This is a genomic window from Trichocoleus sp. DQ-A1 (assembly GCF_039961955.1).
Lineage (GTDB): Bacteria > Cyanobacteriota > Cyanobacteriia > Cyanobacteriales > FACHB-T130 > FACHB-T130.
On record NZ_JAMPKE010000033.1, the window covers coordinates 36887 to 63117 of the forward strand.

The window sequence follows — 26231 nt, forward strand, 5'->3', positions numbered from 1 at the left end:
GAATAAGCGAGTAATAGTACACTCTAGCTGAAATAACCAATTTAATCCTTTCTAGAGACTGACTTCATTCTTTATCAGTATAATGGGTGAAGTTAAAATATCAAGAGACTGGAATAAATGTATGTAAGATAAAACAATGGTAAGTAAATCAGCTAGTAGGGTTCGGTGTCTGTTCGGCATTCCCATCTGCTAAAAAAGAATTGAAGAAGGTCTAGTCAACAAACTTTAGATGACTCGTTTGGATATTGTCAAAGATGCGATTAAGCTGACGACGTTCTTCGTCTGTCACTAGGTAATCAGAAAGAATAGCCGTTGTCAGATGCAGATACTCGCTTCGGGTCAACTGACCGGCTGACAGGATACGGTCTACCATTTGTTGAATCTGTAAGTTTGACTGGCGTTCTCGTGTCCATGCCATAGGTGGTTAGTGACTCCTCAATTTTCGCCGATTATTTGGTGGTGTCTACTGTCTATTTAAGATTATCTGTTTGCCGTTCGTTGGCATTTGTCTAAAGTTTCTGTAAGAATAATGTTAAGAAATGATAAAGTCTTGTCCCATTGGGACACTCCCTTACAGAGGCAGTGGTAAATGCAGGTTGACCGAATTCCGGTACTTTCTGACAACTACATCTTTTTGCTGCATGACCCGACTCAGAAGATAGCAGCGGTTGTAGACCCCGCTGAAGCTCAGCCGGTACTGCAACGCTTGCAAGAAATTGACGTGCAGTTGGTAGCAATTTTCAATACTCACCATCATAGCGATCATGTGGGCGGAAATCGGCAGCTGATGCAACGCTTTCCGGATGTCTGCGTGTATGGGGGGGCTGAGGATAAAGGGAGAATTCCTGGGCAACAGGTGTTTTTGCAGGAGGGCGATCGCGTCGAGTTTGCCGGTAGAAGTGGCGAAGTTTTCTTTGTTCCCGGACATACCCGCGCCCACATTGCTTACTACTTCCCGCCAGCAACTGCTGAGGAAACGGGCGATTTATTTTGTGGTGACACCTTGTTTGCCGGTGGCTGTGGCAGGCTGTTTGAAGGTTCACCCACTCAGATGGTCTCAAGCTTGAGCAAGCTCAGGGCTTTACCGGATACTACCCGCGTTTGGTGCGCTCATGAATACACCCTGAAAAACCTCCAATTTGCTCTCACCGTCGATGGGGAAAATCCAGATTTACAATCCCGCTATGCTGAGGTCAAAGACGCCCGCAGTCGTTTGGAGGCAACGGTGCCATCGAAGCTAGGAGTAGAAAAGCGCACGAATCCATTTTTACGCTGGGACACTCCGACGCTGCAATCAGCAGCGAACAGCCAAGATCCAGTGCAGGCTTTTGCTCGGCTGCGGGGGATGAAAGATCGGTTTTAGGATTCTGTACCCCGGCAAACAGATAGGCATTCGCTGAATTCAGATTTTATATTGCGATCGCTCAACATATTTTCGTAGTATGGAGTGTTCTACCCCACGATTAATTTTCTTTTGTCTGTAGCAGAAAAAAAACTATGGCGAAGCGCGTGCAATTAGTTTTGAATCAAGATGTCAGCAAGCTAGGAAAAAGCGGTGACTTGGTTGAAGTCGCTCCCGGCTATGCTCGCAATTATCTAATTCCCCAAAAACTGGGAATCCCTGCCACTGCTGGCTTGCTCAAGCAAGTCGAACGGCGCAAAGAAAAAGAGCGGGTGCGCCTGTTGGAAGAAAAACAGCAGAGCCTTGAGCTGAAGACTGCCATAGAAGCTGTGGGCAGCTACACCATCGCCAAGCAGGTGGGTGAAGAAAATGCCATTTTCGGTACCGTCACGAGTGCAGAAGTGGTGACAGCCATTCTCCAAGCCACTGGGAAGGAAATCGATCGCCGGACGATCAGTCTTCCCGATATTGGTGAGACGGGCACCTACAAGGCAGAGATCAAGCTACACCCTGAAGTTAGTGCAGTTGTGCAAATTCAGGTTGTGCCCAGCTAATCGGAGTGCCTGCCTGAAAAATTGAGTCGCCGCTACAACGGTTTGACCGATATTTTCCTGCCAAGGAAGGGGGTTGAGTGAAGCAGGAGTGCGATCGCTTAACCCCCGTTATCATAGTCATGGTCTGAATCTTTCTGAGAACGGCCTTGTTATGGCTAACGAACTAAATTTCCAAGGCAAAAACGGTAACGAAGCGATGTCGTCCTTGGCGAATCGCTTACCCCCCCAAAACATTGAGGCCGAAGAAAGTATTTTGGGAGGTATTTTACTAGATCCGGAAGCCATCGGTCGGGTTGCCGATATCCTCCTGCCAGACGCATTTTCAATTAACGCTCACAAGGCAATCTATCGCGCCGCCCTTGCCTTAAGCAGTCAAGGCAAACCCACAGATTTGATGAGTGTCACTACTTGGCTGTATGACAGGAGCGAACTTGACAAAGTGGGCGGACAGAGTAAGTTAGCCCAACTGGTAGATCGCACCGTGTCCGCCGTCAACATCGACCAGTATGCGGCACTGGTGATGGATAAGTACCTGCGCCGCAAGCTAATTCAGGCAGGCGGCGAGATTTCTCAGTTGGGTTATGAGACAGCTACGGAGCTGGCAACGATTCTCGACCAGGCGGAACAGAAAGTTTTCAGCCTCACCCAGGATCGCCCTCAGCAAGGTTTGGTACCGATTTCCGACACCTTAATCAATACGTTTCAGGATATTGAAATCCGCCATCAGGATCTCGCCCTCCCCGGTCTTCCCTGTGGCTTCTATGACCTGGACGCGATGACTGGTGGTTTTCAGCGTTCTGACTTGATTATCGTGGCGGGAAGGCCGTCTATGGGGAAAACGGCTATCTGTTTGAATATTGCTCGAAATATCGCTGAATTTCATAAATTGCCAGTCGCTGTTTTTAGTCTGGAAATGTCCAAAGAACAGCTGGTGCAGCGAATGCTGGCTAGCGAGGCAGGAATTGAAAGTAACCGCCTGCGGGCTGGGCGAATTAGTCAAAATGAGTGGGAACCACTCTCGCACGCCCTCGGCACCCTCTCGGAGATGCCAATCTACATTGACGACACGCCCAATATGACGGTGATGCAGATGCGATCGCAAGCTCGTCGTCTCCAGGCAGAACAGCATGGAGAATTGGGATTAATTCTCTTAGATTACTTGCAATTAATGGAAGGAGCCAGTGACAATCGGGTGCAAGAATTGTCGAAAATGACGCGAAGTCTCAAAGGTTTAGCCCGCGAACTCAACGTCCCGATTATTGCCTTATCCCAGCTCAGTCGCGGCGTCGAAGCCCGTAACAATAAGCGCCCGATGATGTCAGATTTACGTGAAAGTGGAAGTATTGAGCAAGATGCTGACTTAATCATCATGCTTTATCGGGATGAATACTATAACAATGACACGCCTGACCGAGGCATTGCAGAGATTATTATTGCAAAACATCGCAATGGCCCAGTAGGGACTGTAAGGCTATTATTCGATCCGCAATTTACACGCTTTCGTAATCTGGCTTCTTCCAATCGCTGAGGATGGAACTCACGATAGGGGTTCTCAGTTGAGCGTGATGTATACACTCGCCACGTCACCTAAAAGCCGTCTCCGCTTTTAGGTGAGGCAAGGTGATTTCAATCAGTCTAGTTCACCTTGTTTCATAACAAGTTAAGAGTAGTGGGTAAAGATTACTCACTACTCTTGAGCCATGATCGAATTGGAAAGAAAGTTAATCGCTTTTAAAGAGACAGGACTTTAGCAACGGTTTGCACATCCTTATCCCCGCGTCCAGAGCAGTTGATGACAATGCGGGGATTGCCAGTCAGCTGAGGGCAGAGAATATCCAGGTAAGCGATCGCGTGAGACGTTTCCAACGCTGGAATAATTCCCTCTAGCTGCGACAACTGCCGAAACGCTACCAAAGCCTCTTGGTCAGTCACGCTGTAGTATTCAGCCCGACCTTCATCCTTGAGATAACTATGCTCCGGGCCAACGCCGGGATAATCTAGACCAGCACTGATAGAATGCGCCTCCACCACTTGACCATCCTCATCTTGCAGCAAATAGCTCATCGCCCCGTGCAAAACTCCCACCCGTCCCTTAGTAAGCGTGGCAGCGTGTTTCTCGGTATCAACACCCTCACCAGCCGCCTCAATTCCAATCAGCCGGACTGATGGGTCTTTCACAAACTCGTAGAAGAGTCCCATCGCATTTGAGCCACCACCGACGCAAGCTAGGAGAATATCCGGCAAACCGCCCCATTTCTCCATCGCTTGAGCGCGAGTTTCCTGACCAATTACTGCATGGAAGTCGCGCACCAACATGGGATAAGGGTGAGGGCCTGCAACCGAACCTAAGATGTAGTGAGTCGTTTCTACATTCGTTACCCAATCCCGAATGGCTTCCGACGTGGCATCTTTAAGCGTTCCGGTTCCCGCCGCCACAGGGCGCACCTCTGCCCCCATCAGCCGCATCCGGAACACATTCAGGGATTGCCGTTCCATATCCTGGACGCCCATATAAATGACGCAATCCAGACCAAATCGAGCGCAAACCGTAGCTGTAGCGACGCCATGCTGTCCGGCACCCGTTTCTGCAATAATCCGCTGCTTGCCCATTCGCTTTGCCAACAATACCTGAGCCAAAGCATTGTTGATTTTGTGGGCACCCGTATGGTTCAAATCTTCCCGCTTCAGATAAATTTGTGGCCCCGTACCATCTGGCTTTGCATAGTGAGCTGTCAAACGTTCGGCAAAATAAAGGGGGCTGGGGCGACCTACATAATCCCGCAGCAATCCTTGAAGTTCTTGCTGGAAAGCGGGTTCAGCTCGGTATTTCTGAAAAGCCGCTTCCAACTCACTCAGCGCTGGCATCAACGTTTCCGGCACGTACTTGCCGCCAAATCGTCCAAATCGCCCTAATGCGTCGGGTTGTTGTGCAGAAGCGTTAGCAGTTTCTTGGGAATCCGGAGAAATGGGAGTACGTGTCACAGCAAATTGTGGGAATTACAACACAAACTTCATTATAGTTTCGATGAGTTTATCCAAAACAAAATTACTGGGCTGGAAGGTTCTGGTGTCTCGGAGATAGAGTAGGACTGGGAGGAGCAGCCGTTGAGATAGGAACTGGAGTGGCATTTGAAGACGGCGGCGACTGGTTTGATTTTGGCGGCGAGATTTAGCAAATTCGCTAAAGTTGCCCTACAGGGTAGACAGGTGCGCTCTTACAGATGTATCTCACACTTTCATTGAGAACTGCTACATCTGAATAAATCGCGGACAAAACTCGCGCCCAAATTTTGAAGAGATTTCCGGCTCCTCCTCGATCTAATCTGTTCTTGAATAACTTATACCCGACTCACTGTTATGTCTTCTTCCAAGGGCAAAGCATCCAGTTCTAAAACACCCGCTCAAAATCGCGTTATTTACTCGGAATTCGGAAACACCGATAATTCAGATGCCTTAGAACGACCCGTGCCAGAACTACCGCCCAATCAGCAAAACCTCAAGGTTCAGGCATCTCGGAAAGGAAGAAAGGGCAAAACTGTAACTGTAATTAGTGGCTTTCAGGTAAAACCAGAAACACTGGAAGCCCTAGCGAAACAGTTGAAAGCTCAGTGCGGCACGGGGGGCACAGTGAAGGAAAATGCGATTGAAATTCAGGGCGATCATACTCAGAAACTCGTCCAAGTTCTCGCAACTTTGGGCTACAAAGCGAAAATCAGTGGCGGCTGACTTTAGTTGGAAACAGGATGAAATGCTAGAAATCAAAGTACGGATCTAGGATTATCAATTGCTCTCTCGATAGGAGTGGAAAAACACCGATAATCGCCGGTTTAGTCAGCTTGAGTAAGGCACATTTCTCAGGAAGGTTGCGCTTCAGTAACAGTCGAAGGCTTCAGCGGCAACGACACTGTAAAGCAAGTGTAATTGGCAGCACTTTCTAGATGAATCGTGCCTCCTAAATTGGCAACCAATTTCTGGACCAGCGCCAGTCCCAAGCCAGTCCCGCCTTGCTTCCAGGGATCGGAGTTGGGAATCCGGTAAAACTTTTCAAATACTCGTTCGCGCTCGCTGGCTGGAATTTCCACGCCAGTATTTATTACGCTCACTTCCATCTTATCTGCGACGCTACGTGCTTTTACTGCAATCCGTTCGGCTGATGGCGTGTACTTGCAGGCATTGTTGAGTAACTCGCTGAATATGCGTCCTAAACTGGTGCGATCGCAAATTAACGGAGGCAGTTCGGACTCAAGGTGAATTTCTAAGTGGCGATCGCGTTCTTGGGCTGGCTTTTGAAAAGTTTCTACAATTGTGGGAAGCCAATCTTCTAGCTGAATGCTTGTCAGTACCAAAGGCTGAATCTCTGCATTGATTCGCTGCCACTCTAGTAGATCGTTGATCAAGTTGGTTTCTCGCTCGCATTCGTTATGCAAAATATGGAAGTAGCGAGCCACTTTGTTTCTTTCTGCGGGCGGCTTCGAGAGTTCTGCAAACAGTCCGTGGTCTTTATTCAAGGCAATCCCCAACATCTGAATCGCCATTTTCATGTTGGCAACTGGCGATCGCAATTCATGGGGAACGGTACTGAGAAAGTCATCTTTGAGGCGATTCAGCTTTTCCAGTTCTGCGACTTGCGTTTGTGCTGCTTGGTAGAGTCGAGCTTGCCGAATTGCGATCGCGCATTGAGACGCCACTTGCTGCACAAGCTGGATTTCTAGCTCGTTGAAAGCTTCCTCCTGCCGCTTAAATAACCAGAGATCCCCAAATACTGCTTGGCTATCAAAAATCGGACAAGCTAGGATAGCCACCGATCCTCGAATCTCAGGGATTAGGTAACAAAACTGGAAATACTGACCTTTCAGTAATTGAGCATCGTCTTGAAAAAGGTCAGAAATTGTGACGACTTTTCCTAGTGCCGATGGCAATCCTTGGGTGTATTCGTGAGCGATTGTTGCCGTGGTTTGATTGGCATCGTATAAAGCTGTATCGCAGCCTTCAATCCCCAACACTAACGTTAATTCTTCGACAGCAGTTTGCAAAATATGGTTTTCGTCGAGGCTATCACGAACTTTGTCAGTAATGCGTTTAAGCATTGCTTCAAAGTCAAGGATCTGTTGCAAGTGGATTGTGCGATCGCGATTGAGCTGGTCGTGGGGTTGCTCGTGCAGCGTTTTTTGCAACCTCGTATCCCTTACCCCGCTATCATTTTGGGCAATTTTTCCCTCAACCTGATTTTCTATATCTCTCTCGGCGCACTCCCAATTTGTCCCCGAAAAATCTACTACCCGCTCGGCTTGACACGGAAGCATTTGTTGCAGCAGCCAGCGCAAACCTACGACTTGCAGATGTTGCGGCTCTTGCACTGGCTCGACAGTGACGATAGCCTTAAATGTCCTACCCTGCCTTGTTTGCAGGCAGATTTCCCAGTTATTGACAACAAATCCCTGTTGTAGGGCGCTGAGCTGAGTCTGAAAGTCGTCGCGAGCATCCGTGACCACGAACTCCACCAGCGCCTTACCGACTAAGCTTTCTTGAACGCTTTCGAGCCACTCACCGCTAGTCCGGTTGGCTGATAAAATTACGGCTTCTGGATTTGTCACCAAAAAGCCAATCCCCTTTCCCTGGGAAACCACCTCTGAGTTGCTATAAGCAGGCTCGATTGCTTGTAAAGCTTTTTGGTGAGTGGAAAGGAAAATAAACTCACCTTCGGTTGGGGAACGCTGCTGTTCTTTGAGTCCTGCGTGATTTTTGTTAGCGAATTCTTGCTGAATTTGTTGGCGCAGTTGCTCAATGACGGCCTGCATTTCTTGCAGCTGGGTCGATAGTTTTTTCAGAGCATCCACGAGCGGCTCCTGGTGAGACATCGGTAACTTTCCAGCACATTGCCACAGATGCTCAAGCCGCTGTAGGGAATCTTCAATCTGCTGGTCTAGATCATTTACCATTGCACCCTTTAGCCGCCTAGACAACGCTTCTGTATCAGCAGTAATACCCATATCAGCAATGCTCAGATTTTGCCGGATTTGTTGCAATAATAGCTCTGCTTATTTGTGCCTTTATTTTCTTAATAGAATAACTTCATATTCTTTGGGGCAGCATCGCATCTTAGACTGATTTTCCCCAAAAAAGTTCCTGCCTTGTTGATAAATATGCAGCCCAGCTTGATGTTGTGAGGATTTCCGCGATAGTCTCACACAAACCATTGCTTCTCGGCGATCGCCCGCAATTCCCGTTCCCAAAATTCCTCTCTACTGACGACTGACTTAATATTTTTAAACATTAAAGATTTTTAGCATTTTAGTAGCAAAGATAACAGTAAAGTTGTTTTATCTACTCACCGATAGATTGACAGTTCTATCGGAATAGAGAGAAGAATTCCCCAAATCAATGAGATCCTAGAAAATATTCCCATTAATTCTCAAAAGGTGTTTTTATGGATTTCTTCCGTATCCTGATCGCTATTTTTGTGCCACCGCTGGGCGTTTTCTTGCAAGTTGGCTTTGGAAGAGACTTTTGGATCAATCTCGTCTTGACTTTTCTAGGTTATTTTCCCGGAATCATTCATGCGGTGTGGATTATTATTTCGAGAAAATAGCGATCGCTCCTCCATTCCCCACAACCTAACCATTCGGCTCCATCCAAAAGAAACAAGGAGCCATGAAGATGGCTCCTTAAATCAGCACGATTGATTTCTAAGGACAGTCGAGTCAATTACTCAGCTGCACTCAGCAAATTTCCAGCCGCAGTAGCGGGTAAAGTTGGTGCAACCAAACCGCGCGAGTAGAGAGGCGCTTTGGTTTGAGCGACTAGAGGCAGTGCATTGTGAACCTGGGCAGCGATCGCTACAGTCTTCACATCGTAGGTTTGAGTTGCCACCTTGGGATAGAAACCAATTCCGATAATCGGAATAATTAAGCAAGCGGCAATAAACACCTCGCGCGGCTGGGCATCCAGCAAGACTAAATCTGTTACCAACTCTTGATGTTGCTTACCGTAGAACACCTGCCGCAGCATAGAGAGCAAATAAACTGGCGTCAGAATTAATCCCACCGCAGCCAGCAATACTACCACTACTTTGAAAGTGGAACTGTAAGCATCGCTCATGGTGAAGCCTAAAAAGACTGTCAATTCCCCGACAAATCCACTCATCCCTGGTAAGGCGAGAGAAGCCATTGAACCGGCGGTGAACAAAGCAAAGACTTTAGGCATTTGTTTCGCCATGCCCCCCATTTTTTCCATCATCAGGGTGTGGGTGCGTTCGTAGGTAACGCCTGAGAGGAAGAACAGCGCCGCTGCAATCAACCCGTGGGAAACCATTTGCAGAACTGCACCGTTTAGCCCTAAGTCAGTGAACGAGGCAATTCCAATCAGTACAAAGCCCATGTGGGCAATCGAAGAACAAGCTAGCCGTCGTTTGAGATTGCCTTGAGCAAAAGCGTTTAAAGAACCATAGACAATGTTGACGACACCCAATATCACGAGTACTGGGGCGAAATAAACATGGGCGCTAGGCAGCATTTCGATATTCATGCGGATTAGCGCATAGCCGCCCATTTTCAGCAACACCCCAGCCAAAATCATCGAGACGGGGGCGGAAGCTTCGCCGTGAGCATCAGGTAGCCAAGTGTGCAGCGGGAAAATTGGCAGTTTGACGCCGAAGGCAATCAAGAACCCAGCATAGGCCAGGAGTTCCAATGCTAAGGGATAATGCTTGGCTGCCAGTTCCGCCATGTCAAAGGTGACGGTATCGCCATAGAAAGCCATCGCTAAACCGGCAACTAAAATGAACACCGAGCCTAAGGCAGTGTAAAGGATAAATTTGGTTGCAGCATACTGACGTTTTGGCCCTCCCCAAATGGAGATGAGCAGGTACACCGGCACTAACTCTAGTTCCCACATCAGGAAGAACAAAAGCATATCCTGAGCAGCAAAAACACCAATCTGGGCGCTGTACATTGCCAGCATCAGGAAGTAAAACAAACGTGGCTTATTTGTAACGTTCCAAGCCGCGAAGATAGCTAGGGTGGTGACTAAGCCGGTCAAAGCAATCAACGGCATAGACAGCCCATCCACCGCTACAGACCAATTTAGACCGAGTTGAGGCACCCAAGAATAGGTTTCAACTAACTGAAATGTTGGGTTTTTTAAATCGTAGTGACGCCAAAAGGTATAAACAATCAGAGCAAAATCTACTAACGCTACTCCCAATGCGTACCAGCGGACGGTCTTGCCGTCTTTATCCGGTAGTACGGGGATGGCGAAGGAAGCGAGTAACGGCAGCAGAATAATCGTGGTGAGCCACGGAAATTGAGTACTGATCATCAGAACCTACCCAAGGTTGAGGCGATATTGCGGCATTTAGGTGGCGTATTGCAGGCACTCAACAGAGCAACCTGTACTTCGCCAAAGTTTCCTGTATAGACTCAATCAGAAGTGATGTCTTAGGAATTTATACTTACCCTACGAATATAGCTCTAGTTGTTTAAATGTTGCAATATGTTAATTTAAAAATTTTTATGTTAAGCATCTAGGCAAAAAAAAGACGGCTGCGATCGCCATCTTCGAGTAAATATTTGATAAGAATGCCATAACTAATGCGCTCAAGAGCGCCCAAAGACCCTTGCTCAGTTAATGCAACGCCAATACAGGCTTCCCGAATAGAGTGACGCGATGACCGCGAGAAACCAATTCTTAGCCTAAAGTCGTCATCGGGTTGACATGACCGGAGGCGGTAGGACAGATGATGCCAAAGTGAATCATCGGAAAGCCCCTATAAACAGAGACGTTTGACGAAAACAGTTGGCTCAGTGTAGCTTTTTGCGCTTACAAATTACTGGTGAGTAACCATTTGTTGCAGCACCTGTCGTATTACATCTGACGGCACTTGGTCGGTTACAGTTACTGCCCCAATCTGGGTGGGAAGGACAAACCGCACCTTTCCATCTTTCACTTTCTTATCGGTTTGCAGCGTCTCAATAATTGCTTCGATGTCTAGCCCTGCTGGTAGCTGGGTGGGTAATCCGGCTTTTTGAATTAGGGCATCTTGACGTTGGGCGTCTGCCTTGTCCCACATCTGAAGGTTAACCGCAATCTGACCCGCCGCGACCATCCCAATCCCTACTGCTTCCCCGTGGTTCACGACACGGTAGCCGGTTAAGCTTTCTACAGCATGACCGATGGTGTGACCGTAGTTGAGAATGGCGCGGAGTCCGGCTTCTTTTTCATCTTTGCTGACGACATCGGCTTTGGCTTGGCAGGATCGTGCCAGGATTTCTTGTAATAAACCAGCGTCTAGAGAGGGGAGTGAGTCAAGATATGGCGATCGCTCCATCTGCTCAAATAAATCAGCATCCCAGATAATCCCATACTTAATCACCTCTGCCATCCCCGCACGAAACTCCTGCACTGGTAAGGTTTTCAGCACCTCTGGGTCAATTAAAACCAGTCGCGGCTGATGGAAGGCACCAATTAAATTTTTTCCTTGGGGATGATTAACGCCGGTTTTGCCGCCAATGGCAGCATCAACCATTGATAAGAGTGTTGTCGGAACTTGTACGAAGTTAATTCCCCGCAGCCAAGTAGCGGCAGCAAAGCCAGTCATATCACCAATTACGCCACCGCCTACCGCAACAAGCGTTGAAGAGCGTTCTAGGCGATTTTCTAAGGTAGCGTCGTAGATTTTTTGGACAGAGTCGAGGGTTTTGTAGCGTTCGCCAGCGGGAAGGGTTAGTTCGGTAACGTCAAAACCAGCTTCTTTCAGGGATGCGATCGCTTCTTGACCATAGTGCCGAAAAATTTCTGGGTTAGAAACAACCAACACTTTCTTCCCCAAGTTCAAACTGGTCATCTTAGCGCCTAGTTGCCCTAGACCAGAAGATGCGATCGCAATTTCGTAAGCCTGCTGCGGTAAATTAACCCGAATCACCGATTCCATAAACCATACCCCATCAACCAACAAGCGCCCGTGGGCTGTATTCTACTCCACTTGATGTTTCAATGGTGGATATTGCGTTCTATCGGAAAAATGGAAATCTCTGGAGCGATCGCTTACTTCTTACTTTTGGGTGGTGCTTTTGCTGTTGCTGTGGGGCTGTATTTCGGTCTCCGCGCCATCAAGCTGATCTAATCACCAGCCTGCTGGCGAAGGATGAACGATGAAGGAATTGTTCGTTCTGTACTTCTTTGTTACTTTATCCTTGCTAAACGCAGGTTACAGAAGGAGACAAGAAGACGAATCAACGAATCCTTTCATCTCTCATCCTTCTGTTAGACTTAACACCTTGACTGTAGATTGCTTTGGGGTACTCTCACAGGGCTTGCTAGTCACTCGACGCGCCATTTGGATTGTTTTTGGCAAAACTCCCACCAATTGAGCCAGAATCTCATCCGGCATTTGGGCAGTCGCTTCAAGACCAAAGTATTTTTCAAATACAACTAAAATGACACGGGCACGCTGCAACGGCACGCAATACTCCATTGCTTTTTGAGTAAAGCGAATCCATTGTTGCCGAATTTCATAAGCTTTTTGTCGCTCGGCGCGAGACTCAGGGCAAACCACTGACGGGTTGCCAATGGGAATCACCCGGCTACAATTAATATCAAACAGACTGCCAATCCCTGCACCAGGACCCGCCAATTCTGCATGGTGGCGATGACAGATAATTAAGGCGCTGCTGCGACAACCATTGACCCGGAGGAGCTGTCCGCTGTGCAACTGGCTTAAGATTTCTGTGGGTTGATTAATCGGTTTGGTGATGAGGGCTTTGTCGGGCATCGTAAGTCACAGAATCCTCTAAATTGAGTATCTTGCATTTACTTATACCCCTCGGTGATCGAATCTGTTTAGGGGGTGTGATACCCATTTGACTCATTAGTGATTCTTATCACTATAAATCCTGTGACTCACTAGAGATGGAGATGTTTACCCATCCAGGATTGGACTTGTAGCACAATGCTTGAGGACGTTTCCCTAGGCTAGCGTTGTGCTTTCCAGCCAATCGTCTGACGGCATCTTCAACTTTTCAAAGGAGTTAGAGTCGCCAGAGGTAATATCGCTGTTTTCGCTTTGTCGTTGAGTAGCAGTTTGCCAGATGCATCGACACTAAAATCTTTTCCTGGCATAAATCCTTTGCAAATCAAACGTTTGCCGACAGCTACTGAAGTAATGGTGCGAATTTCTTGCATTACATCGGCAGGAATGAGATTCTCTATCGTCCACAACACTGAATCGCTGTCAAACCAGATTAAACGTTCGATACTCACCAGCATCATGCCACCGATCTCTTCGAGGGTCATCTGACTTCTCAAATTCGCTATCAGGTCTTTCCCAATCTGGCTATTGCGGGTCATCATCGCCCTAGCCATCTTGGCAATTTCTTGTTCTAACTCTAAGTAGTTCATTCCTGACATTTAGGTTTCCTTCCTAACTGTGTTTGCGGTTCTGCCAAGTATACCTAAAGAAAGAGTAAAATATACCCCTAGGAGGATGAAGAAATAAATTATTTTAGAAAGTATAAGCAGAACCTTGTCAGTAGCGCCAGACAGTAGAATGACTGCGCGATCGCTGTTATGGCGATCGCAAGAGTATATAGATGCTCTACGAAGACAGCTTGATAAAAATTGGATAAAAAGTAGAAATTTGAGACATTTCTGAGCGATGTGAGTGCTGAGCGCATACCGGGAATCGTAACCAGAAAAAAAAACCCCTTAACAGGGGTCATTTAGTCTCTACTGAAGAATATTTATCGAGATTTAATCCGAAAGGGTGAGGGGATAGGTTTAACCTCGGTTTTTAATTAACATCACTTGCACAATCTGCACCGCCGTTTCCGTGGAAATCTCTAAAGCTTGATGCAAATCATTTAAAAAATTCTGTTCTTCTTCGGTAACGATGCCATCGGCTAAGACGAGATCGGTTGCCACTGCAAAAGCCGTTTCCTGTAAATCGTGAGGAAGAGATTCACGAGCCGCTTTAACCAACCCGCTAGGGCCTTGTCGTTTAAGAATACCGAGAAGTTTATCAAACATCCGTCTCATCACATCGTCTGGATAACTTCTGAAGAGTTTCATTCGAGACAGTGTAGAAGAAATGCCTCGTGCTTCTTCGTCGGAGAGGTATCCGTCAGAGGCACAAGCAGCTAAGGTAATAGCAGCAAATGCTTCCGTTGGACTAAGCGTTTCTTGAACTTTGTTCTGAGTACTGAATACTTTGTCAAACAAGCCCATCGCAGTCTACTCCTTAGGGGCATAGTAGGTAGGTATTTACTTGTCCTACACGATTGATGCTGATGATTCCAGAAGCCTGTCAACTTCAATTCGCAGCTTGGTTGAGTATGACGCGAGTCCTAGATGAGTATTTTTAACAGTCAAACTATTTGAGCGAGAACTTTTAGCGATCGCTGTTCAACGAGAACCGAGTTGCCGTGAGGGGGCGTTGTCGCTAGCTTTTTCAATCTTGTCGATTGCGATTAAACCCAGGTAAGAAGCCGCAAGGAGGAAGATAACTGAAGCTAAATAGGCGTTTTCAAGCATCCGTAGCGCGGTTTCAAAAGTAATGTAGGTCGTCATGGTTTAGCCTTCCCAGCTCTGGGCTGTTGTTGTTCTTCCCTTATTACTCCACACACTGGCTACTCATTTCCTCAGAAGAATCACTAGATTTAGCCTAAGAGCCACTAATGTCCCGGTAATTACACGGGTTTGACTCAACAGGCTGGTAAGTCTTATGAAACTATAAATACTAATCTCAACAGCAATAATACTGAGGCAATCGACGAATTGAGTCATTTAGCAAAGCTTCAGGTTTTTAGTTCTTGATTTTTTATACTTAAATGTTTTTTATAATGAGGTGCGCGATAGCGTACAGCCCCTTGGGCATGAAAACAGCGAAGCGAGGCGTTAGCCTCGCGCTGACTTGTCAGTTCGCCCACTTCAACGATTCCTGCGTTTTTGGGTTTGCTCTTGATACCGAGATTTGGTTCCAAGTTCCCTCTAAACTTGCAAGAAAAAACTTTTCCTAAGAAAGCGATCGCGTCCAAGTTTCTCGTAAACTTTAGTTTTTCTCAGCTTCCCGATCGTCTTAATTTTTCAAGAAAATCAACATTTTCCCAATTAAGGGAAGATGTTGAGGTTTTTATCTTTGGGAATTAATTGCTTCTTGTATACTCTTTCTCCGTTTCTAGCTACAGCAATTGCTAGTTAAATAATGTTTTTAAAATTTATTTATAAGCAGTTGATTTAGGAATTCATTCTTAGCCATAAATATTGGATCTCTTTTACCTTTAATATTATTATTTAATTTTGCTGTTTGTGCTTGCTATAGGCTTGAAGAAAGGATTAACGGAGAGAATCAGATAAATGATCCTTTCAATTTGTTAGACTGTCGGCAACTTGTAAAATTGGCAACTTTTGGTTCCACATTACAGCTTATCAAAAAAAATTAGTTTGTTTTAAAAAAACAAAAAAATTACAGAGTAATGTATTCAAAAGCACTTAATGACTTAATATGTGGGTATTTCTTTGGAACAGCTACTCCTTCCCTTTGATAGAAGCAAAGGTTGAAACCAGTAATTAGATTAGTAAAAGAATCACCGCAAAAGGATGGAAATCATGTTTGCCATAGGGGATGATGTTCTTAGCCAGAAAACTGGGCATTTTGGCAAAGTGGTTGGTTACGGACATGAAATGGTTAATGGGGTTTATTTACCAACCATCAAAGTGCTTATAGCTGAAAGTTTAAAGTCTGGGAAAAAGGCTTTTGTAGAGGAGGACTTGCATTCAGCATGGATTCAACAGCAGACCGCTACTACTCTCTCTGCCAAATAAGTTTTTGGTAATACATTAAAGAAGCACGACAAGTGAAAACAAAGCCGGAGAAGCAACTCTCCGGCTTTGTTTGTATCTAAACGATTTAAATTATTAGATTGCGCCCGATACCACCCAATGGATATCGTTTTAAGAATCACCATGCCCTTATCAAGCGCTCAGTCGGTTCTAGAACAAAGATAAAGTTCCTCAAGGGCTGGTAGTATCGTATTTACTTATCGCTGGTGAAGATTATCCTGGCGGGTTTTCCGGTTAGTCTGAGGCGTCGAGTAGAATCGAGGGAGCTTGTGTTTTCATCTAATTCTAGTCTGTGACCAGTGCTGCCCACTGTATTAATCCCGATTGTTCGCGTCCCTATCCCCAGCCTTGGGGAAACAAATTTTGCAACTGTTGTGGGGCACCGCTACATCTGAACAATCGCTATATTCCTCTCCAGACTTTAGGATCTGGGGGATTCGCTGCTATTTATACAGTCTGGGATTTGCAGTTGGCAAAAGACCGGGTGCTGAAGGTATTACTGGAATCTTCATCAAAGGCGCAGGAACTGTTTGAGCAAGAAGCATCTGTTTTAGCAAGTCTGCATCATCCGGGTGTCCCTAGCGTCGAGCCAGATAGCTATTTTGTAGTGAATTTGGGTCATCCCTCTTACCGGCGTCTGCCTTGTCTGGTAATGGAAAAAATCGACGGTCAGACATTGCAGGATATCCTGGAGCGCCACTATCCCCAAGGGTGTCCCGAGCCGCTGGTGGCGAATTGGCTGAAGCAAGCGCTCGATATTTTACAAGAGTTGCATCGGCGGCAGATTATTCACCGAGATATTAAACCCTCCAACTTGATGCTGCGCCAGGAAACCGGGCAACTGGTGGCAATTGATTTTGGCGGGGCAAAACAGATAGGCACTGTCCAAGTGGGACAAGAGGCAAGTTCAACGCGTTTGATTTCTCCCGGATACAGTCCGCCGGAGCAGATTTTTGGAGGTGCGGTGGGACCGGCGGCAGATTTCTATGCGCTGGGTCAAACGATGATTCACTTGCTCACGGGTCGATATCCCCCAGAGTTGGAAGACCCGGCGACAGGAGAGTTACGTTGGCGTCATTGCGCCCCGGTGAGTCCCGCCTTCGCCGATTTGCTGGATGATATGGTGCAGCCTGATGTGCGCCAGCGACCGGGGACGGCTGTGGAAATTCAGCAGCGTCTGGCTGGGGATTCTTCCATGAAGACGAAAACCAGTCAGGTTCCGCAGTCTTTCTCGGATGCGATCGCGACCATCGCTAGCAGAAGCCTAAAGCTTTTGTGGGTGGCGATCGCCTCTATTGTGACGCTAGCGGGTCAAACGGCTCTTTTCGTGGTTCGAGCGATCGCTAAAGTTGTGACAGCTTGCCTGGATACGCTTTGGGAGATGCTTGTTGGCGGAATTGCGGGGGGGGTGTTTGCTGTTACTGGTTTTTCTTTGGCTTATGTGTTCCCTTTAGGGACTCATTTCGCTGCTTTGCTGGCGCAGCTACCACCTGTTTTCCCCTATATTCCACCCCCAGTCGGACAAGCCATTCTGCTATTTGCATTCGCTGGATGGGGAACGGCTTGGGGTCTTACTGAAGCTGGTGGCTTTGGTCAACGCAAGCGCCGTTTAGTGGCTGGACTAATGGGTGTCTTTGGCTATGGGCTAGGGTGGCTGGTTTGCCATCTGATGCCTGCTGGAACGGTGCTGCAAATGGTCACGTTGATTGCAGTTGCTGTTGGCCCGTTAACGCTCGGTCTTGGTTTGCCCAGCCATCAACTGGTTCACGCCATTGTCGCCGCAGCTGGCACAGCCGGAATCTTTGGGGGTTTAGGGTTCTTTACTCTTAGTTCGTTCGATCTCCTTCCTAGCCTTGGTTTTTTCAGTCTCCTGGGTGTCACGATTGCCTTCTGGCTGGGCGTGAGTTACTACTTGGTTGTGCCTTTTCTGCGTTGGTTAGGTTGGCGTTAATGACGTGTCGCCTGAGCCGCGATCGCTTAATCCCCGGAATTTGCGATCGCGCCTTGGAAGCTCTACTTGAGCAGACAGATTTAATTAGCAGCTCATGATAAAAAAAATTTTCTTATTGGCAATGGTTCTGATGTTGGGTGCTTGTAACTCTACAACAAATTCCAACCAGTCCACATCAACAACATCGACAACTTCCCCAACTCCCTCAACAGTGGCTGAGTTACCCAATTTGCAGTGTCAAGGCGAAGTCCCGCAACCTGTGAAAGCAACCCTTGGCGAACATCGCCTCGCCAAGGAATCCGATTTTGTACCGTCGATTCGCAACTTTAAGTCTAGTGAAACTCCGGACAAGAAGTTTACTTGCAGCATCTTCTCGGCTGATTTTAATCAAGATGGGTTGAAAGACTATGCCATGTTGTTAGTGGCTGAAGAAACGGCTGATTTCCGATTTCAAATCGCCCTGAATCAAGGCAATGAAAAGTTTGAGCGATCGCTCGTGAAAGATTATAAGCGCGTTACGAAGCCAGAAGAAGGTGTAATTTACACTTCAATGGACTTCAAGCCTGCAAAAGAAAAAGGTTTGGCGAACCGCAAGTATAGTCCTTTGAAAGCGGAATCTCCAGAAGAAAAAACCTATATCAATACACCAGCGATTGAATTGTGGAAAGTTAGTAAAACCGATGAACCACCCAAACAACTAGATGTAGATTCTCTTGCTTACTGTTCTGAAGCTTTGTACTTCGTAGAGGGCAAACAAAGGAATTTTGCAGTCTGCGATTAAGTCTTTATTTAAGCGACAACTCTACCTGTTTTGGATAAAATTAGAGAAATCTGTTTTTTAGAAAACAGATTTCTCTAATTTTTTTTTTGTACCTACTTATTTATCATAGAGTTCAGTAGTCTTAGGGAAATTAGTCATGTTAGAGTACAAGCCACCGAAGTATTTTCCCTCTTCCGAGGAGCTACCCGACTCTGACGAAACGCCTGTGGATAATGAACTGCAAGATTTAATCCCCGGTTTGCTAAAAGCTATATTGGCTATGGCTTGGGCAGATCGCATGGATTGGTTTTTTGGCGTAGATATGGGAATTTACTACGATCCGGATCAACCAGCCATTGTACCCGATGGATTTCTTAGCTTAGGAGTTGAGCGGTTTTTTGATGAAGAACTGCGCTTAAGTTATGCGACTTGGGAAGAAGAAAGTGTGCCCACGATGGTGTTAGAGGTTGTATCCCAAACTTATCGGAAAGAATACAGCCAGAAAAAGCTAGATTATGCAAATTTAGGGGTTTTGTACTACATAATTTATTCATCACGCCGTCGCAGAAAGCCGCATTTGGAAGTGCATCGGTTGGTTGATGGCGAATATGTATTGCAGCCAGGAAATCCGGTTTGGCTACCTGAAATGGGATTGGCGATTGGTGCAGAACGAGGAATTTATCAAGGAATAACGCGGGAGTGGCTGTACTGGTACGACGAACAAGGACAAAGATTGCTGACACCGGAAGAACGCGCCCAACTTGCCGAACAACGCGCCCAACTTGCCGAACAACGCGCCCAGATTCTAGCAAAACAACTTCGTGCGATAGGGTTAGATCCAGACTCGCTAGCTTGATATCTCGTTAGTTCACCTAAGCTGGGTTTTGCAGGCTACCGATATGTCTAGACCTTAGCAACGGGCTAATATAAGCGATCGCTCAAGCAGATACATGACTACAAGCTTTCCATAATTAGCTGAAGGCGATCGCTACTTGTCAGCAGTGGGTAGCTTTTTTCTTTTTGATAAAGTAACTCTTCCGGCAATACTAAATTTAATTGATTTTTATAACCTCTGGAAATCGCCTAAAAACTGTTTTGAAATTGGCGATTCTCACCCGAATGATTATGAATACAGTATCGAAATCTGTAAATGCGACTATGTGGGTGGAAAGGTATTTAGATTTAGGAATGATTGTTAATAGTACGTTTTGAAATCAATCGATCCCAGTAGCGATCGCATCACGTCCAGCTAGCTCTTTATAGCCTCTGCCGTGTTTTTGTCAAGGCTTAGAATCACTACTTTTGTAACTATTCTGCAATTGCTTTCTATTTACCCATTATCCAGCAATCGCTCACAGTCCTTATAATTGAATGACTAAAGGGCAGTTGAGATTTTTAACCACTCTTATCATGAAATAAGCGTTCACTCAATTAATAAATCCGTGCTGACTCGTATTAAAGACATTGCCGAAAAACTAGCGCCTCGCCTGATTGAAATCCGACGACATATCCACGCTCACCCAGAACTAAGCGGTCAAGAATACCAAACTGCTGCCTATGTTGCTGGCGTGCTGTCTTCCTGTGGGCTTCATGTCCAAGAAGCGGTGGGTAAAACTGGCGTAATTGGAGAGTTAAAAGGACAAGGCATCGACGATCGACTGCTGGCAATTCGCACTGATATGGATGCTTTGCCCATTCTAGAACGCACCAGTTTAGAGTATGCCTCGCGTCTTCCAGGAATTATGCACGCCTGCGGTCACGATGTCCACACCACAGTCGGTTTAGGCACGGCGATGATACTATCTCAGCTCGGAGAGGCCTTGCCAGGAGATGTGCGCTTTCTGTTCCAGCCAGCCGAAGAAATTGCCCAAGGAGCTGGGTGGATGGTTGCAGATGGGGTGATGCAGAATGTCAGCGCGATTATGAGCGTTCACGTTTTCCCTTCTATTTCGGCGGGATCGGTGGGAATTCGTTACGGTGCTTTGACAGCAGCCGCAGACGATCTGGAGATTATTATTAAAGGCGAATCTGGGCATGGGGCGCGTCCTCATGAGGCAGTTGATGCAATTTGGATTGCGGCGCAAGCGATCGCTTCTCTTCAGCAAGCGATTAGCCGCACACAGAACCCGTTGCGCCCGGTCGTCCTAACGATTGGTAAAATCGAGGGCGGACGCGCCCCAAATGTGATTGCCGACCATGTGCGATTATTGGGAACTGTGCGATCGCTGCATCCGGAAACTCATGCCACCTTACCCCAGTGGATCGAGCAGATTGTCTGCAATATCTGTAAAACTTACGGTGCTACCTGCGAAGTCAACTATCGCCGGGGAGTCCCTTCTGTACAAAATGATTCAGCGTTGACTCAGATGGTGGAAACCGCTGCCAAAGAAGCGTGGGGAAGCGATCGCGTCCAAATTTTACTAGAACCCTCTCTCGGTGCGGAAGACTTTTCGATGTATCTGGAACACGCTCCCGGTACAATGTTTCGACTAGGCGTGGGATACCCGGACAGAAAAAACTACCCGCTGCACCATCCCCAATTTGAGGTGGATGAATCTGCCATTATTACTGGCGTCGTTACCCTCGCCTATGCTGTCTGTAAATATTGGCACCATCGCTAAAAGCATTTAAATTCCCTCGATTTTCTAACTCCAGAAGGATAAGTCTCTGGAGTAAATCTCAGTATGCTGCAAATAATACAACTTAAAATTCAAAACTACTTATGGCCTCACCAATACCTCTGAAAGGTTTAGAGCTGGTTGATTGTGCTAGAGCAAATGCAAAACAGGGAGTTGAAACTGCGGCTCATTTGTCAGGCTATGGTGAGGATTTAGGTACCTTTAAGCGAGAACTCAAGAAAGCTTGTGAAGATATGGGCGTCACTTTCCATGAATTGAGTGATTTGATTACCGATCAAGACGCCTTAATGAGTATGGAAGGAGAAATCGTTGCTCCTGATACAGCAACAGAATTGTAGACGCGAAATTTCATCCGCAACGTTTAATTTTACGTATATCAAATTCGTTTGAATCACCATCATTTGAAAGCTCATCCCCAAACCCTCTTTGTCAGCGGCGAGGGAAAAGCGAAGCCGCAGGAATTATGGTTCTATACCCTTTCAGGACGCTACGCCGACAAGAATGCACTGGTTGCTCAAGCGGATTTGATATCACCTTCTCATAACTTCCTGATTCAACTGAATACCCAGTTACTCGCTTCTACAACTTCAAAATTAGCCGCGCCAAATTAAAGTAAATCAGTACGCCCAATACATCAACTGCCGTTGTAATGAACGGCGCTGACATCAAAGCCGGATCTAACCCGACGGCGCGAAAGATGAACGGAAGACCAGAACCTGCAACTGATGCCAAAACCGAGATAGCCACCAAACTAATTCCTACAGCCAGAGAGACTGTCCAATCTCCATTCAGGAGCCAAAAAGCCCATAAGGTGGCTACGGTGCCTAACATCACTCCCAGGAGCGCCCCAGCGATCGCTTCTCGCATTACCACCTGTGCTGGCCCCATTTCTCGAAGTTCTTCGGTGTTCAAGCCCCGAATCACGACTGTCGAGGATTGAGAACCGACATTCCCGCCAGTGCCAGTTAACAAGGGAATAAACGCCGCCAGCGATACCACTTGCCGAAGAATTTCCTCTTCCGCTTTGATAATCGTGCCGGTGACAGTATTAGTTAGTAGCAAAACGAATAACCAGACGACACGCTTGCGAGCCACTGTGAGCAAATCCGTCTGGAAATAATTGTCGCCCCCCGACTGGAGACCGCCCTGTTTGTAAATATCCTCCGTCGTTTCTTGTTCGATGATGTCAATCACGTCATCAACGGTGACAATGCCCACCAAACGCTTCTCCCGGTCTACCACCGGGACAGCAAGAAAGTCATAGCGCCCGATCAGCCGCGCCACTTCTTCCTGGTCATCACTGGTATAAACGCATACCACATCACGGGTCATAATGTCCCCAATCTTCTGACCGGGATCGGCAATTACCAAATCGCGTAAGGATAAAATGCCCGACAAGTGACGAGCAGCATCCGTAATATAAAGGTAATAAATAATCTCAGTAGCATGGGCTAAACTGCGAATTCGCTCCAGCGTTTCCGCCACCGTCATGTTTTCTTTCAAAGAGATATACTCTGGTGTCATCAATCGTCCAGCAGTACCCGCCTCGTAACCCAACAACTGAGCTGTCGCTTGGCGTTCGCTGGGGGTGAGCTGTTCGAGCAGACGACGGACAACGGTAGCGGGCAGTTCGTCAAAGAGTCGTGCCCGGTCATCAGGGGACATTTTATCAACAATGTCCAGAACTTCCTGCCGCCGGAATTCCTCAATCAGCGCCTGCTGCACGCTAGAGTCGAGATATTCATAAACTTCAATCGCCTCGTCCTTGGAGAGCAAGCGAAAGGCGATCGCTTGCATCGCCTCTGGCAACCCTTCAATGGCTTCTGCAATGTCCGCCGGTTGCACCGGGACGAGGATTGCTTTTGCCCCCTGAAGGTCTTCCGCCTCAAGCAGCATTTGCAGCTGCATTCGGACGAGCTGCCGGAGTTCGCTGCGCGAGACTGTCTGGAAAGGAGTATTGGTGTCAGTCAAGGTAGACCCTCTTAATCCAGTGTTAAGTTTGTTGCTGCTTTTAGTCTAAAGGGCATTGGTACGGTTGTTTTCGTGGGATTTAAGAGTAAATGCAGCACCAATGAGAGCCAACCGCCCTACTTAATCAATTGTTGATATTTTTCCTGCACCAGTCTAGTCTCCAAGGATCGAGATTGAAGGCTCTGGGAATGGTGTGTGCTAAGCAGTCATAGGGTTTTTTCTACCGCCCGCTCCGAGCCAGAAGCGTGCCTAGCTGAACGCTAATAATTCCAAATATGGCGCTACCTGCCCAGTAAATACCGGCGGCGGCATAACTGCGATCGCGCAGTAGAGTAGATGTTTCTAACCCATAAGTGGAGAAAGTTGTGTAAGCTCCTAAAAAGCCGGTCGTTACCATCAATCGCACATCTAGAGGAATATTCGCTACCCGTTCTAAGGCGAGAGTGACAAAAAAACCCATCCCAAAGCAACCTGTAAGGTTGATAAAAAAGGTGCCGTAGGGAAAGCTGGTGCCGAAGCGTTGGGCAAACCAGAGGGTGAGATAGTAGCGACTCAATGCTCCAGCGATCGCTCCTAAACTGATGGCAATGGGATGACGAATCGCGGGGTCTTGCAGCATTTAACTTGAAAATTAGACTCTCGGACTAGGGAATGAAGGGTCTCCAATCCAGCGATTACTCATAGGAGGTTAGGTTGGTTAACCCGTACCTTTGCTATCGTTTTTTGCCTTAACCCTCTGAAATTATACCGATAGGCTGAAGGAAATATACTACAGAAATGCTATTTCTGATATAGCCCTTTATTTAAGCAGATGCCTTCAACGAGAGCAAGCGGAGTGAATCAGTTTAAAACCGTTGCCTAATTAGGTCTGTTTAGTGCGCCAATCATTACCGTCAGCTACTGGTTCATTGGTGGTTGGACAGGTGCCTTGGTAGGGATTGCTTTAGTAGCTGTGACGAACTTACGAACTCTACCATATCTACAATCGCGACACGTTAACTCAAGCCGTTGCTGTCACAATTGGTCGTGCGATCGCGTTTCTTGCCCCAATAGTTAGCTACCGCTGATGATTTATTGGTCTGTACTAGCATTTCTTCAATTTTCCGGTTTGTGAAATTAGTAGCCGAACCTTACTAAAAGCTAATCTTTTTCACTCAAAACTCTACTCATGAGATGTAGCCATGAATACAGAAGTCCCTAATAATACAGAAACCGCCATAACAGTTAGCCCGGAGACAAAGGCTATCGTTGATGAAAATATGGCAGGCGAATCCGAAGATTTGAAGCGTGAAACGATGGCGCTGATTGACGCCATTAAAAAACGGGCGCAGGTAGAAACAAAATCTGCTACTGAATATACTCGCGATGCCTATCTCAATGCAGTGAAACAGGCACGGGAGAAGATTGAACAGGATAAGCTGTTCGATCCAGAGCGAATTTCATACTCGATTAAACTCATTCAAATGGATGCAGAGAAGAACTGGGAGTCCATCGTGAAGGAAGTGTCAACTTTAGGCGATCGCCTTGCCGAAGCTGCTAAAGCGGCTTGGGATGTCCTGACAGCTCCTCGCACCCCTTCTTGATGTTGAAACAGTAATCACGCGCCGATATAAAACAGGGGCACTCAGCTAGCTGGGTGCCTTTCTAATTTTTAAATTCTAAATTCGGATAGCCTAATCTAGTCAGGCATTACCAGCAAGCTTTAGAATTTCACTGACAATAACAGGGTTTACTTCAGATGATTAACAAATATTGATTACTTAAATCTTGGCTGCGATTGGATAGGGTACTTTTATGAAAATTGCAACTCACAACAGATTGCTTGTCGCGGTTGCCAGCCTTCTGTTTGGATTAGCGATCGCTCTAATTTCTGGATGTGAAGCCATCTCAAATTTTCGGACTTCCCAAGTTAATTTTGATGCAACTGAGGGACAAGCCCGTAATTCGCAAATAGTCATCCCGCTTAAATTTAGCTGGGCTGATTCATTTTCAGAAGAGCTAGCAGCAGTCAAAATAGACGGCAAATGGGGCTATCTTGATAATAAAGGCAACTTCGCAATCAAACCTCAATTTGATAATGCCGAATCTTTTTTCCAAGGGTTAGCGGCTGTCAAATTAAAGAACAAGTGGGGCTATATCAATAAAAGTGGCAACTTAGTCATTAAACCAAAATATGATTTGGCTAAAGCTTTTTCTCAAGGGCTGGCAGCGGTAAAGATAGATGGAAAGTGGAGCTATATTGATAAGAAAGGCAACTTGGTAATTAACCCAAAATTTGATTTTGCTGAATTTTTTTCTATAAGCGATCGCACTGCGTCAGCGCTGGCGGCGGTAGAAATCGGTAAAAAGTGGGGCTATATCGATAAGAAAGGCAATTTTGTCATTCAGCCCCAGTTTGATGCGGCTGAATTTTTTTCTATAAGCGATCGCAGTGAATCAGCCCTAGGACTCGCGCCAGTCAAAAAAGACAACAAATGGGGCTATATCGATAATCGGGGAGACGTTATTGTTCCGTTAGAATTTGAGGAAGCTAAGTTTTTTTCGGAAGGACTAGCAGTGATATCCAGTAATAATAAGTGGGGCTATATTGACAAAATGGGATATATTGTTATTCCACTCCAATTTGATTGGGGTGGAGACTTTTCTCAAGGACTGGCGGGCATAACGATAGACACTAAGGTAGGCTATATTGACAAGGCAAGCAATGTTGTCATTCCCCCACAATTTGATAATATTGATAACTTTTCAGAAGACCTAGCAGCGGTAAAGAACGGCGACAAATGGGGCTATATCAATAAGAGTGGCAAATTCGTAATTAAACCCCAATTTGATAGCGCTCAATCTTTTTCGCAAGGGCTAGCAAAAGTTAAGATTGGCAATAAATATGGCTATATCCGCAATCCTCCTCAATGAATTTTCCTATCTGAAAAACAGAGGAGAATTGAGAGTCTAACTAGCGATCGCGGAGACTTCAAGAGAATAGACCTCCTGCATGAATCAGGAGGCAGGTGCCAGTTCGTAGTTCAGCAAGCCAGCAATTAGGTTTAAGCGCAAACCAAATCTCTGCCTGCGATTGCGATAACGTCCTGAAAAAATGCGAAAAATCTTGAAGCGGCGAATC

Annotated in this window: 27 protein-coding genes and 2 pseudogenes; 17 read left to right on the forward strand and 12 right to left on the reverse strand. The window is 46.6% G+C overall.

What is annotated here, in order from left to right:
- Nucleotides 1-211: 211 nt before the first annotated feature.
- The gene (locus NDI33_RS22500; RefSeq protein ID WP_190675453.1) at nucleotides 212-418 is read right to left on the reverse strand and encodes a hypothetical protein; all 207 of its coding nucleotides are present in this window, start codon (nucleotides 416-418) and stop codon (nucleotides 212-214) included.
- A gap of 171 nt (nucleotides 419-589) precedes the next feature.
- On the opposite strand from NDI33_RS22500, the gene gloB reads away from it, so the two are divergent.
- From gloB to dnaB, 3 genes are all read left to right on the forward strand, one after another.
- Nucleotides 590-1363, forward strand: coding sequence for a hydroxyacylglutathione hydrolase (gene gloB / locus NDI33_RS22505; RefSeq protein ID WP_190527236.1), 774 nt, complete (start codon nucleotides 590-592; stop codon nucleotides 1361-1363).
- Nucleotides 1364-1497: 134 nt separating this feature from the next.
- Nucleotides 1498-1956 carry a 50S ribosomal protein L9 gene (gene rplI / locus NDI33_RS22510; protein ID WP_190428532.1) on the forward strand — a complete coding sequence of 153 codons (459 nt, stop codon included), beginning with the start codon at nucleotides 1498-1500 and terminating at the stop codon, nucleotides 1954-1956.
- 151 nt (nucleotides 1957-2107) lie between these two features.
- Nucleotides 2108-3484 carry a replicative DNA helicase gene (gene dnaB / locus NDI33_RS22515; RefSeq protein WP_190675487.1) on the forward strand — a complete coding sequence of 459 codons (1377 nt, stop codon included), beginning with the start codon at nucleotides 2108-2110 and terminating at the stop codon, nucleotides 3482-3484.
- Between the two features lie 203 nt (nucleotides 3485-3687).
- Here the strand turns inward: dnaB and trpB are convergent, their stop codons facing one another.
- Nucleotides 3688-4938, reverse strand: a complete 1251-nt coding sequence (gene trpB / locus NDI33_RS22520) for a tryptophan synthase subunit beta (RefSeq protein WP_190675455.1) — start codon at nucleotides 4936-4938, stop codon at nucleotides 3688-3690.
- A 375-nt stretch (nucleotides 4939-5313) separates the two neighbouring features.
- On the opposite strand from trpB, the gene NDI33_RS22525 reads away from it, so the two are divergent.
- Nucleotides 5314-5682, forward strand: a complete 369-nt coding sequence (locus NDI33_RS22525) for a translation initiation factor (RefSeq protein ID WP_190675457.1) — start codon at nucleotides 5314-5316, stop codon at nucleotides 5680-5682.
- Nucleotides 5683-5810: 128 nt separating this feature from the next.
- Here NDI33_RS22525 and NDI33_RS22530 read toward each other — a convergent pair whose 3' ends face one another.
- Nucleotides 5811-7982, reverse strand: coding sequence for an ATP-binding protein (locus tag NDI33_RS22530; RefSeq protein WP_190675459.1), 2172 nt, complete (start codon nucleotides 7980-7982; stop codon nucleotides 5811-5813).
- A gap of 401 nt (nucleotides 7983-8383) precedes the next feature.
- Between NDI33_RS22530 and NDI33_RS22535 the strand changes: the two genes are divergently transcribed.
- Both NDI33_RS22535 and NDI33_RS22540 read left to right on the forward strand, forming a co-directional pair.
- A complete protein-coding gene (locus tag NDI33_RS22535; RefSeq protein ID WP_190411249.1) occupies nucleotides 8384-8545 on the forward strand; it encodes a YqaE/Pmp3 family membrane protein in 162 nt (53 codons plus the stop codon).
- Nucleotides 8514-8639 (forward strand): hypothetical protein, encoded by a 126-nt coding sequence (locus NDI33_RS22540; RefSeq protein WP_348245671.1) that lies wholly within the window; start codon nucleotides 8514-8516, stop codon nucleotides 8637-8639. Before NDI33_RS22535 ends, NDI33_RS22540 begins: the two co-directional genes overlap by 32 nt.
- Before the next feature lie 22 nt (nucleotides 8640-8661).
- On the opposite strand, the gene NDI33_RS22545 is transcribed toward NDI33_RS22540, so the two are convergent.
- Nucleotides 8662-10272 (reverse strand): NAD(P)H-quinone oxidoreductase subunit 4, encoded by a 1611-nt coding sequence (locus NDI33_RS22545; protein WP_190675461.1) that lies wholly within the window; start codon nucleotides 10270-10272, stop codon nucleotides 8662-8664.
- 508 nt (nucleotides 10273-10780) lie between these two features.
- Entirely contained in the window at nucleotides 10781-11884 is a 1104-nt protein-coding gene (aroB, locus tag NDI33_RS22550) for a 3-dehydroquinate synthase (RefSeq protein ID WP_190428537.1), read from the reverse strand.
- Nucleotides 11885-11980: 96 nt separating this feature from the next.
- Here aroB and NDI33_RS22555 point away from each other — a divergent pair, with 96 nt between their 5' ends.
- Nucleotides 11981-12076: a cytochrome b6-f complex subunit PetL gene (locus NDI33_RS22555; protein ID WP_190411348.1), complete on the forward strand. Its 96-nt coding sequence runs from the start codon at nucleotides 11981-11983 to the stop codon at nucleotides 12074-12076.
- A gap of 129 nt (nucleotides 12077-12205) precedes the next feature.
- On the opposite strand, the gene NDI33_RS22560 is transcribed toward NDI33_RS22555, so the two are convergent.
- From NDI33_RS22560 to NDI33_RS22575, 4 genes are all read right to left on the reverse strand, one after another.
- Entirely contained in the window at nucleotides 12206-12724 is a 519-nt protein-coding gene (locus tag NDI33_RS22560) for a hypothetical protein (RefSeq protein WP_190428538.1), read from the reverse strand.
- Between the two features lie 239 nt (nucleotides 12725-12963).
- Nucleotides 12964-13350, reverse strand: coding sequence for a hypothetical protein (locus tag NDI33_RS22565; protein ID WP_190675489.1), 387 nt, complete (start codon nucleotides 13348-13350; stop codon nucleotides 12964-12966).
- A 378-nt stretch (nucleotides 13351-13728) separates the two neighbouring features.
- On the reverse strand, nucleotides 13729-14175 hold the full coding sequence (locus NDI33_RS22570; protein ID WP_190428539.1) for a tellurite resistance TerB family protein: 447 nt from the start codon (nucleotides 14173-14175) through the stop codon (nucleotides 13729-13731).
- Between the two features lie 177 nt (nucleotides 14176-14352).
- Entirely contained in the window at nucleotides 14353-14517 is a 165-nt protein-coding gene (locus tag NDI33_RS22575; RefSeq protein WP_190433212.1) for a hypothetical protein, read from the reverse strand.
- Between the two features lie 1029 nt (nucleotides 14518-15546).
- On the opposite strand from NDI33_RS22575, the gene NDI33_RS22580 reads away from it, so the two are divergent.
- From NDI33_RS22580 to NDI33_RS22610, 7 genes are all read left to right on the forward strand, one after another.
- Nucleotides 15547-15771 (forward strand): hypothetical protein, encoded by a 225-nt coding sequence (locus NDI33_RS22580; protein ID WP_242028962.1) that lies wholly within the window; start codon nucleotides 15547-15549, stop codon nucleotides 15769-15771.
- A 310-nt stretch (nucleotides 15772-16081) separates the two neighbouring features.
- Nucleotides 16082-17740 (forward strand): protein kinase, encoded by a 1659-nt coding sequence (locus tag NDI33_RS22585; protein ID WP_190675463.1) that lies wholly within the window; start codon nucleotides 16082-16084, stop codon nucleotides 17738-17740.
- 94 nt (nucleotides 17741-17834) lie between these two features.
- Entirely contained in the window at nucleotides 17835-18521 is a 687-nt protein-coding gene (locus tag NDI33_RS22590) for a hypothetical protein (RefSeq protein ID WP_190675465.1), read from the forward strand.
- A 136-nt stretch (nucleotides 18522-18657) separates the two neighbouring features.
- Nucleotides 18658-19356 carry a Uma2 family endonuclease gene (locus NDI33_RS22595; RefSeq protein ID WP_190675467.1) on the forward strand — a complete coding sequence of 233 codons (699 nt, stop codon included), beginning with the start codon at nucleotides 18658-18660 and terminating at the stop codon, nucleotides 19354-19356.
- 586 nt (nucleotides 19357-19942) lie between these two features.
- The gene (locus NDI33_RS22600) at nucleotides 19943-21121 is read left to right on the forward strand and encodes an amidohydrolase (protein ID WP_190675469.1); all 1179 of its coding nucleotides are present in this window, start codon (nucleotides 19943-19945) and stop codon (nucleotides 21119-21121) included.
- A 101-nt stretch (nucleotides 21122-21222) separates the two neighbouring features.
- Nucleotides 21223-21477 carry a hypothetical protein gene (locus NDI33_RS22605; protein ID WP_190675471.1) on the forward strand — a complete coding sequence of 85 codons (255 nt, stop codon included), beginning with the start codon at nucleotides 21223-21225 and terminating at the stop codon, nucleotides 21475-21477.
- Nucleotides 21478-21525: 48 nt separating this feature from the next.
- Nucleotides 21526-21750: a hypothetical protein gene (locus NDI33_RS22610; RefSeq protein WP_190675473.1), complete on the forward strand. Its 225-nt coding sequence runs from the start codon at nucleotides 21526-21528 to the stop codon at nucleotides 21748-21750.
- Here the strand turns inward: NDI33_RS22610 and mgtE are convergent.
- The gene (gene mgtE / locus NDI33_RS22615; RefSeq protein ID WP_190675475.1) at nucleotides 21719-23110 is read right to left on the reverse strand and encodes a magnesium transporter; all 1392 of its coding nucleotides are present in this window, start codon (nucleotides 23108-23110) and stop codon (nucleotides 21719-21721) included. The genes NDI33_RS22610 and mgtE overlap by 32 nt on opposite strands.
- A gap of 220 nt (nucleotides 23111-23330) precedes the next feature.
- Nucleotides 23331-23729 carry a fluoride efflux transporter CrcB gene (gene crcB, locus NDI33_RS22620; protein WP_190675477.1) on the reverse strand — a complete coding sequence of 133 codons (399 nt, stop codon included), beginning with the start codon at nucleotides 23727-23729 and terminating at the stop codon, nucleotides 23331-23333.
- 249 nt (nucleotides 23730-23978) lie between these two features.
- Between crcB and NDI33_RS22625 the strand changes: the two are divergent.
- The 3 genes and pseudogenes from NDI33_RS22625 to NDI33_RS22635 form a co-directional block, all read left to right on the forward strand.
- A pseudogene (locus tag NDI33_RS22625) lies at nucleotides 23979-24171 on the forward strand (hypothetical protein); the annotation flags it as partial.
- 120 nt (nucleotides 24172-24291) lie between these two features.
- Entirely contained in the window at nucleotides 24292-24693 is a 402-nt protein-coding gene (locus NDI33_RS22630; RefSeq protein ID WP_190409991.1) for a hypothetical protein, read from the forward strand.
- 211 nt (nucleotides 24694-24904) lie between these two features.
- Nucleotides 24905-26023: a WG repeat-containing protein gene (locus tag NDI33_RS22635; protein ID WP_190675479.1), complete on the forward strand. Its 1119-nt coding sequence runs from the start codon at nucleotides 24905-24907 to the stop codon at nucleotides 26021-26023.
- 84 nt (nucleotides 26024-26107) lie between these two features.
- On the opposite strand, the pseudogene NDI33_RS22640 reads toward NDI33_RS22635, so the two are convergent.
- Nucleotides 26108-26231, reverse strand: a pseudogene (locus NDI33_RS22640) (IS5/IS1182 family transposase); the annotation flags it as partial.

Excerpts from the sequence above, each read along its gene's own strand:
- NDI33_RS22500 (WP_190675453.1), bottom strand. The coding sequence starts at position 418 with ATGGCATGGACACGAGAACGCCAGTCAAACTTACAGATTCAACAAATG.
- gloB (WP_190527236.1), top strand. The coding sequence starts at position 590 with ATGCAGGTTGACCGAATTCCGGTACTTTCTGACAACTACATCTTTTTG.
- rplI (WP_190428532.1), top strand. The coding sequence starts at position 1,498 with ATGGCGAAGCGCGTGCAATTAGTTTTGAATCAAGATGTCAGCAAGCTA.
- dnaB (WP_190675487.1), top strand. The coding sequence starts at position 2,108 with ATGGCTAACGAACTAAATTTCCAAGGCAAAAACGGTAACGAAGCGATG.
- NDI33_RS22525 (WP_190675457.1), top strand. The coding sequence starts at position 5,314 with ATGTCTTCTTCCAAGGGCAAAGCATCCAGTTCTAAAACACCCGCTCAA.
- NDI33_RS22535 (WP_190411249.1), top strand. The coding sequence starts at position 8,384 with ATGGATTTCTTCCGTATCCTGATCGCTATTTTTGTGCCACCGCTGGGC.
- NDI33_RS22540 (WP_348245671.1), top strand. The coding sequence starts at position 8,514 with ATGCGGTGTGGATTATTATTTCGAGAAAATAGCGATCGCTCCTCCATT.
- NDI33_RS22545 (WP_190675461.1), bottom strand. The coding sequence starts at position 10,272 with ATGATCAGTACTCAATTTCCGTGGCTCACCACGATTATTCTGCTGCCG.
- aroB (WP_190428537.1), bottom strand. The coding sequence starts at position 11,884 with ATGGAATCGGTGATTCGGGTTAATTTACCGCAGCAGGCTTACGAAATT.
- NDI33_RS22560 (WP_190428538.1), bottom strand. The coding sequence starts at position 12,724 with ATGCCCGACAAAGCCCTCATCACCAAACCGATTAATCAACCCACAGAA.
- NDI33_RS22565 (WP_190675489.1), bottom strand. The coding sequence starts at position 13,350 with ATGAACTACTTAGAGTTAGAACAAGAAATTGCCAAGATGGCTAGGGCG.
- NDI33_RS22570 (WP_190428539.1), bottom strand. The coding sequence starts at position 14,175 with ATGGGCTTGTTTGACAAAGTATTCAGTACTCAGAACAAAGTTCAAGAA.
- NDI33_RS22575 (WP_190433212.1), bottom strand. The coding sequence starts at position 14,517 with ATGACGACCTACATTACTTTTGAAACCGCGCTACGGATGCTTGAAAAC.
- NDI33_RS22580 (WP_242028962.1), top strand. The coding sequence starts at position 15,547 with ATGGAAATCATGTTTGCCATAGGGGATGATGTTCTTAGCCAGAAAACT.
- NDI33_RS22590 (WP_190675465.1), top strand. The coding sequence starts at position 17,835 with ATGATAAAAAAAATTTTCTTATTGGCAATGGTTCTGATGTTGGGTGCT.
- NDI33_RS22595 (WP_190675467.1), top strand. The coding sequence starts at position 18,658 with ATGTTAGAGTACAAGCCACCGAAGTATTTTCCCTCTTCCGAGGAGCTA.
- NDI33_RS22605 (WP_190675471.1), top strand. The coding sequence starts at position 21,223 with ATGGCCTCACCAATACCTCTGAAAGGTTTAGAGCTGGTTGATTGTGCT.
- crcB (WP_190675477.1), bottom strand. The coding sequence starts at position 23,729 with ATGCTGCAAGACCCCGCGATTCGTCATCCCATTGCCATCAGTTTAGGA.
- NDI33_RS22630 (WP_190409991.1), top strand. The coding sequence starts at position 24,292 with ATGAATACAGAAGTCCCTAATAATACAGAAACCGCCATAACAGTTAGC.
- NDI33_RS22635 (WP_190675479.1), top strand. The coding sequence starts at position 24,905 with ATGAAAATTGCAACTCACAACAGATTGCTTGTCGCGGTTGCCAGCCTT.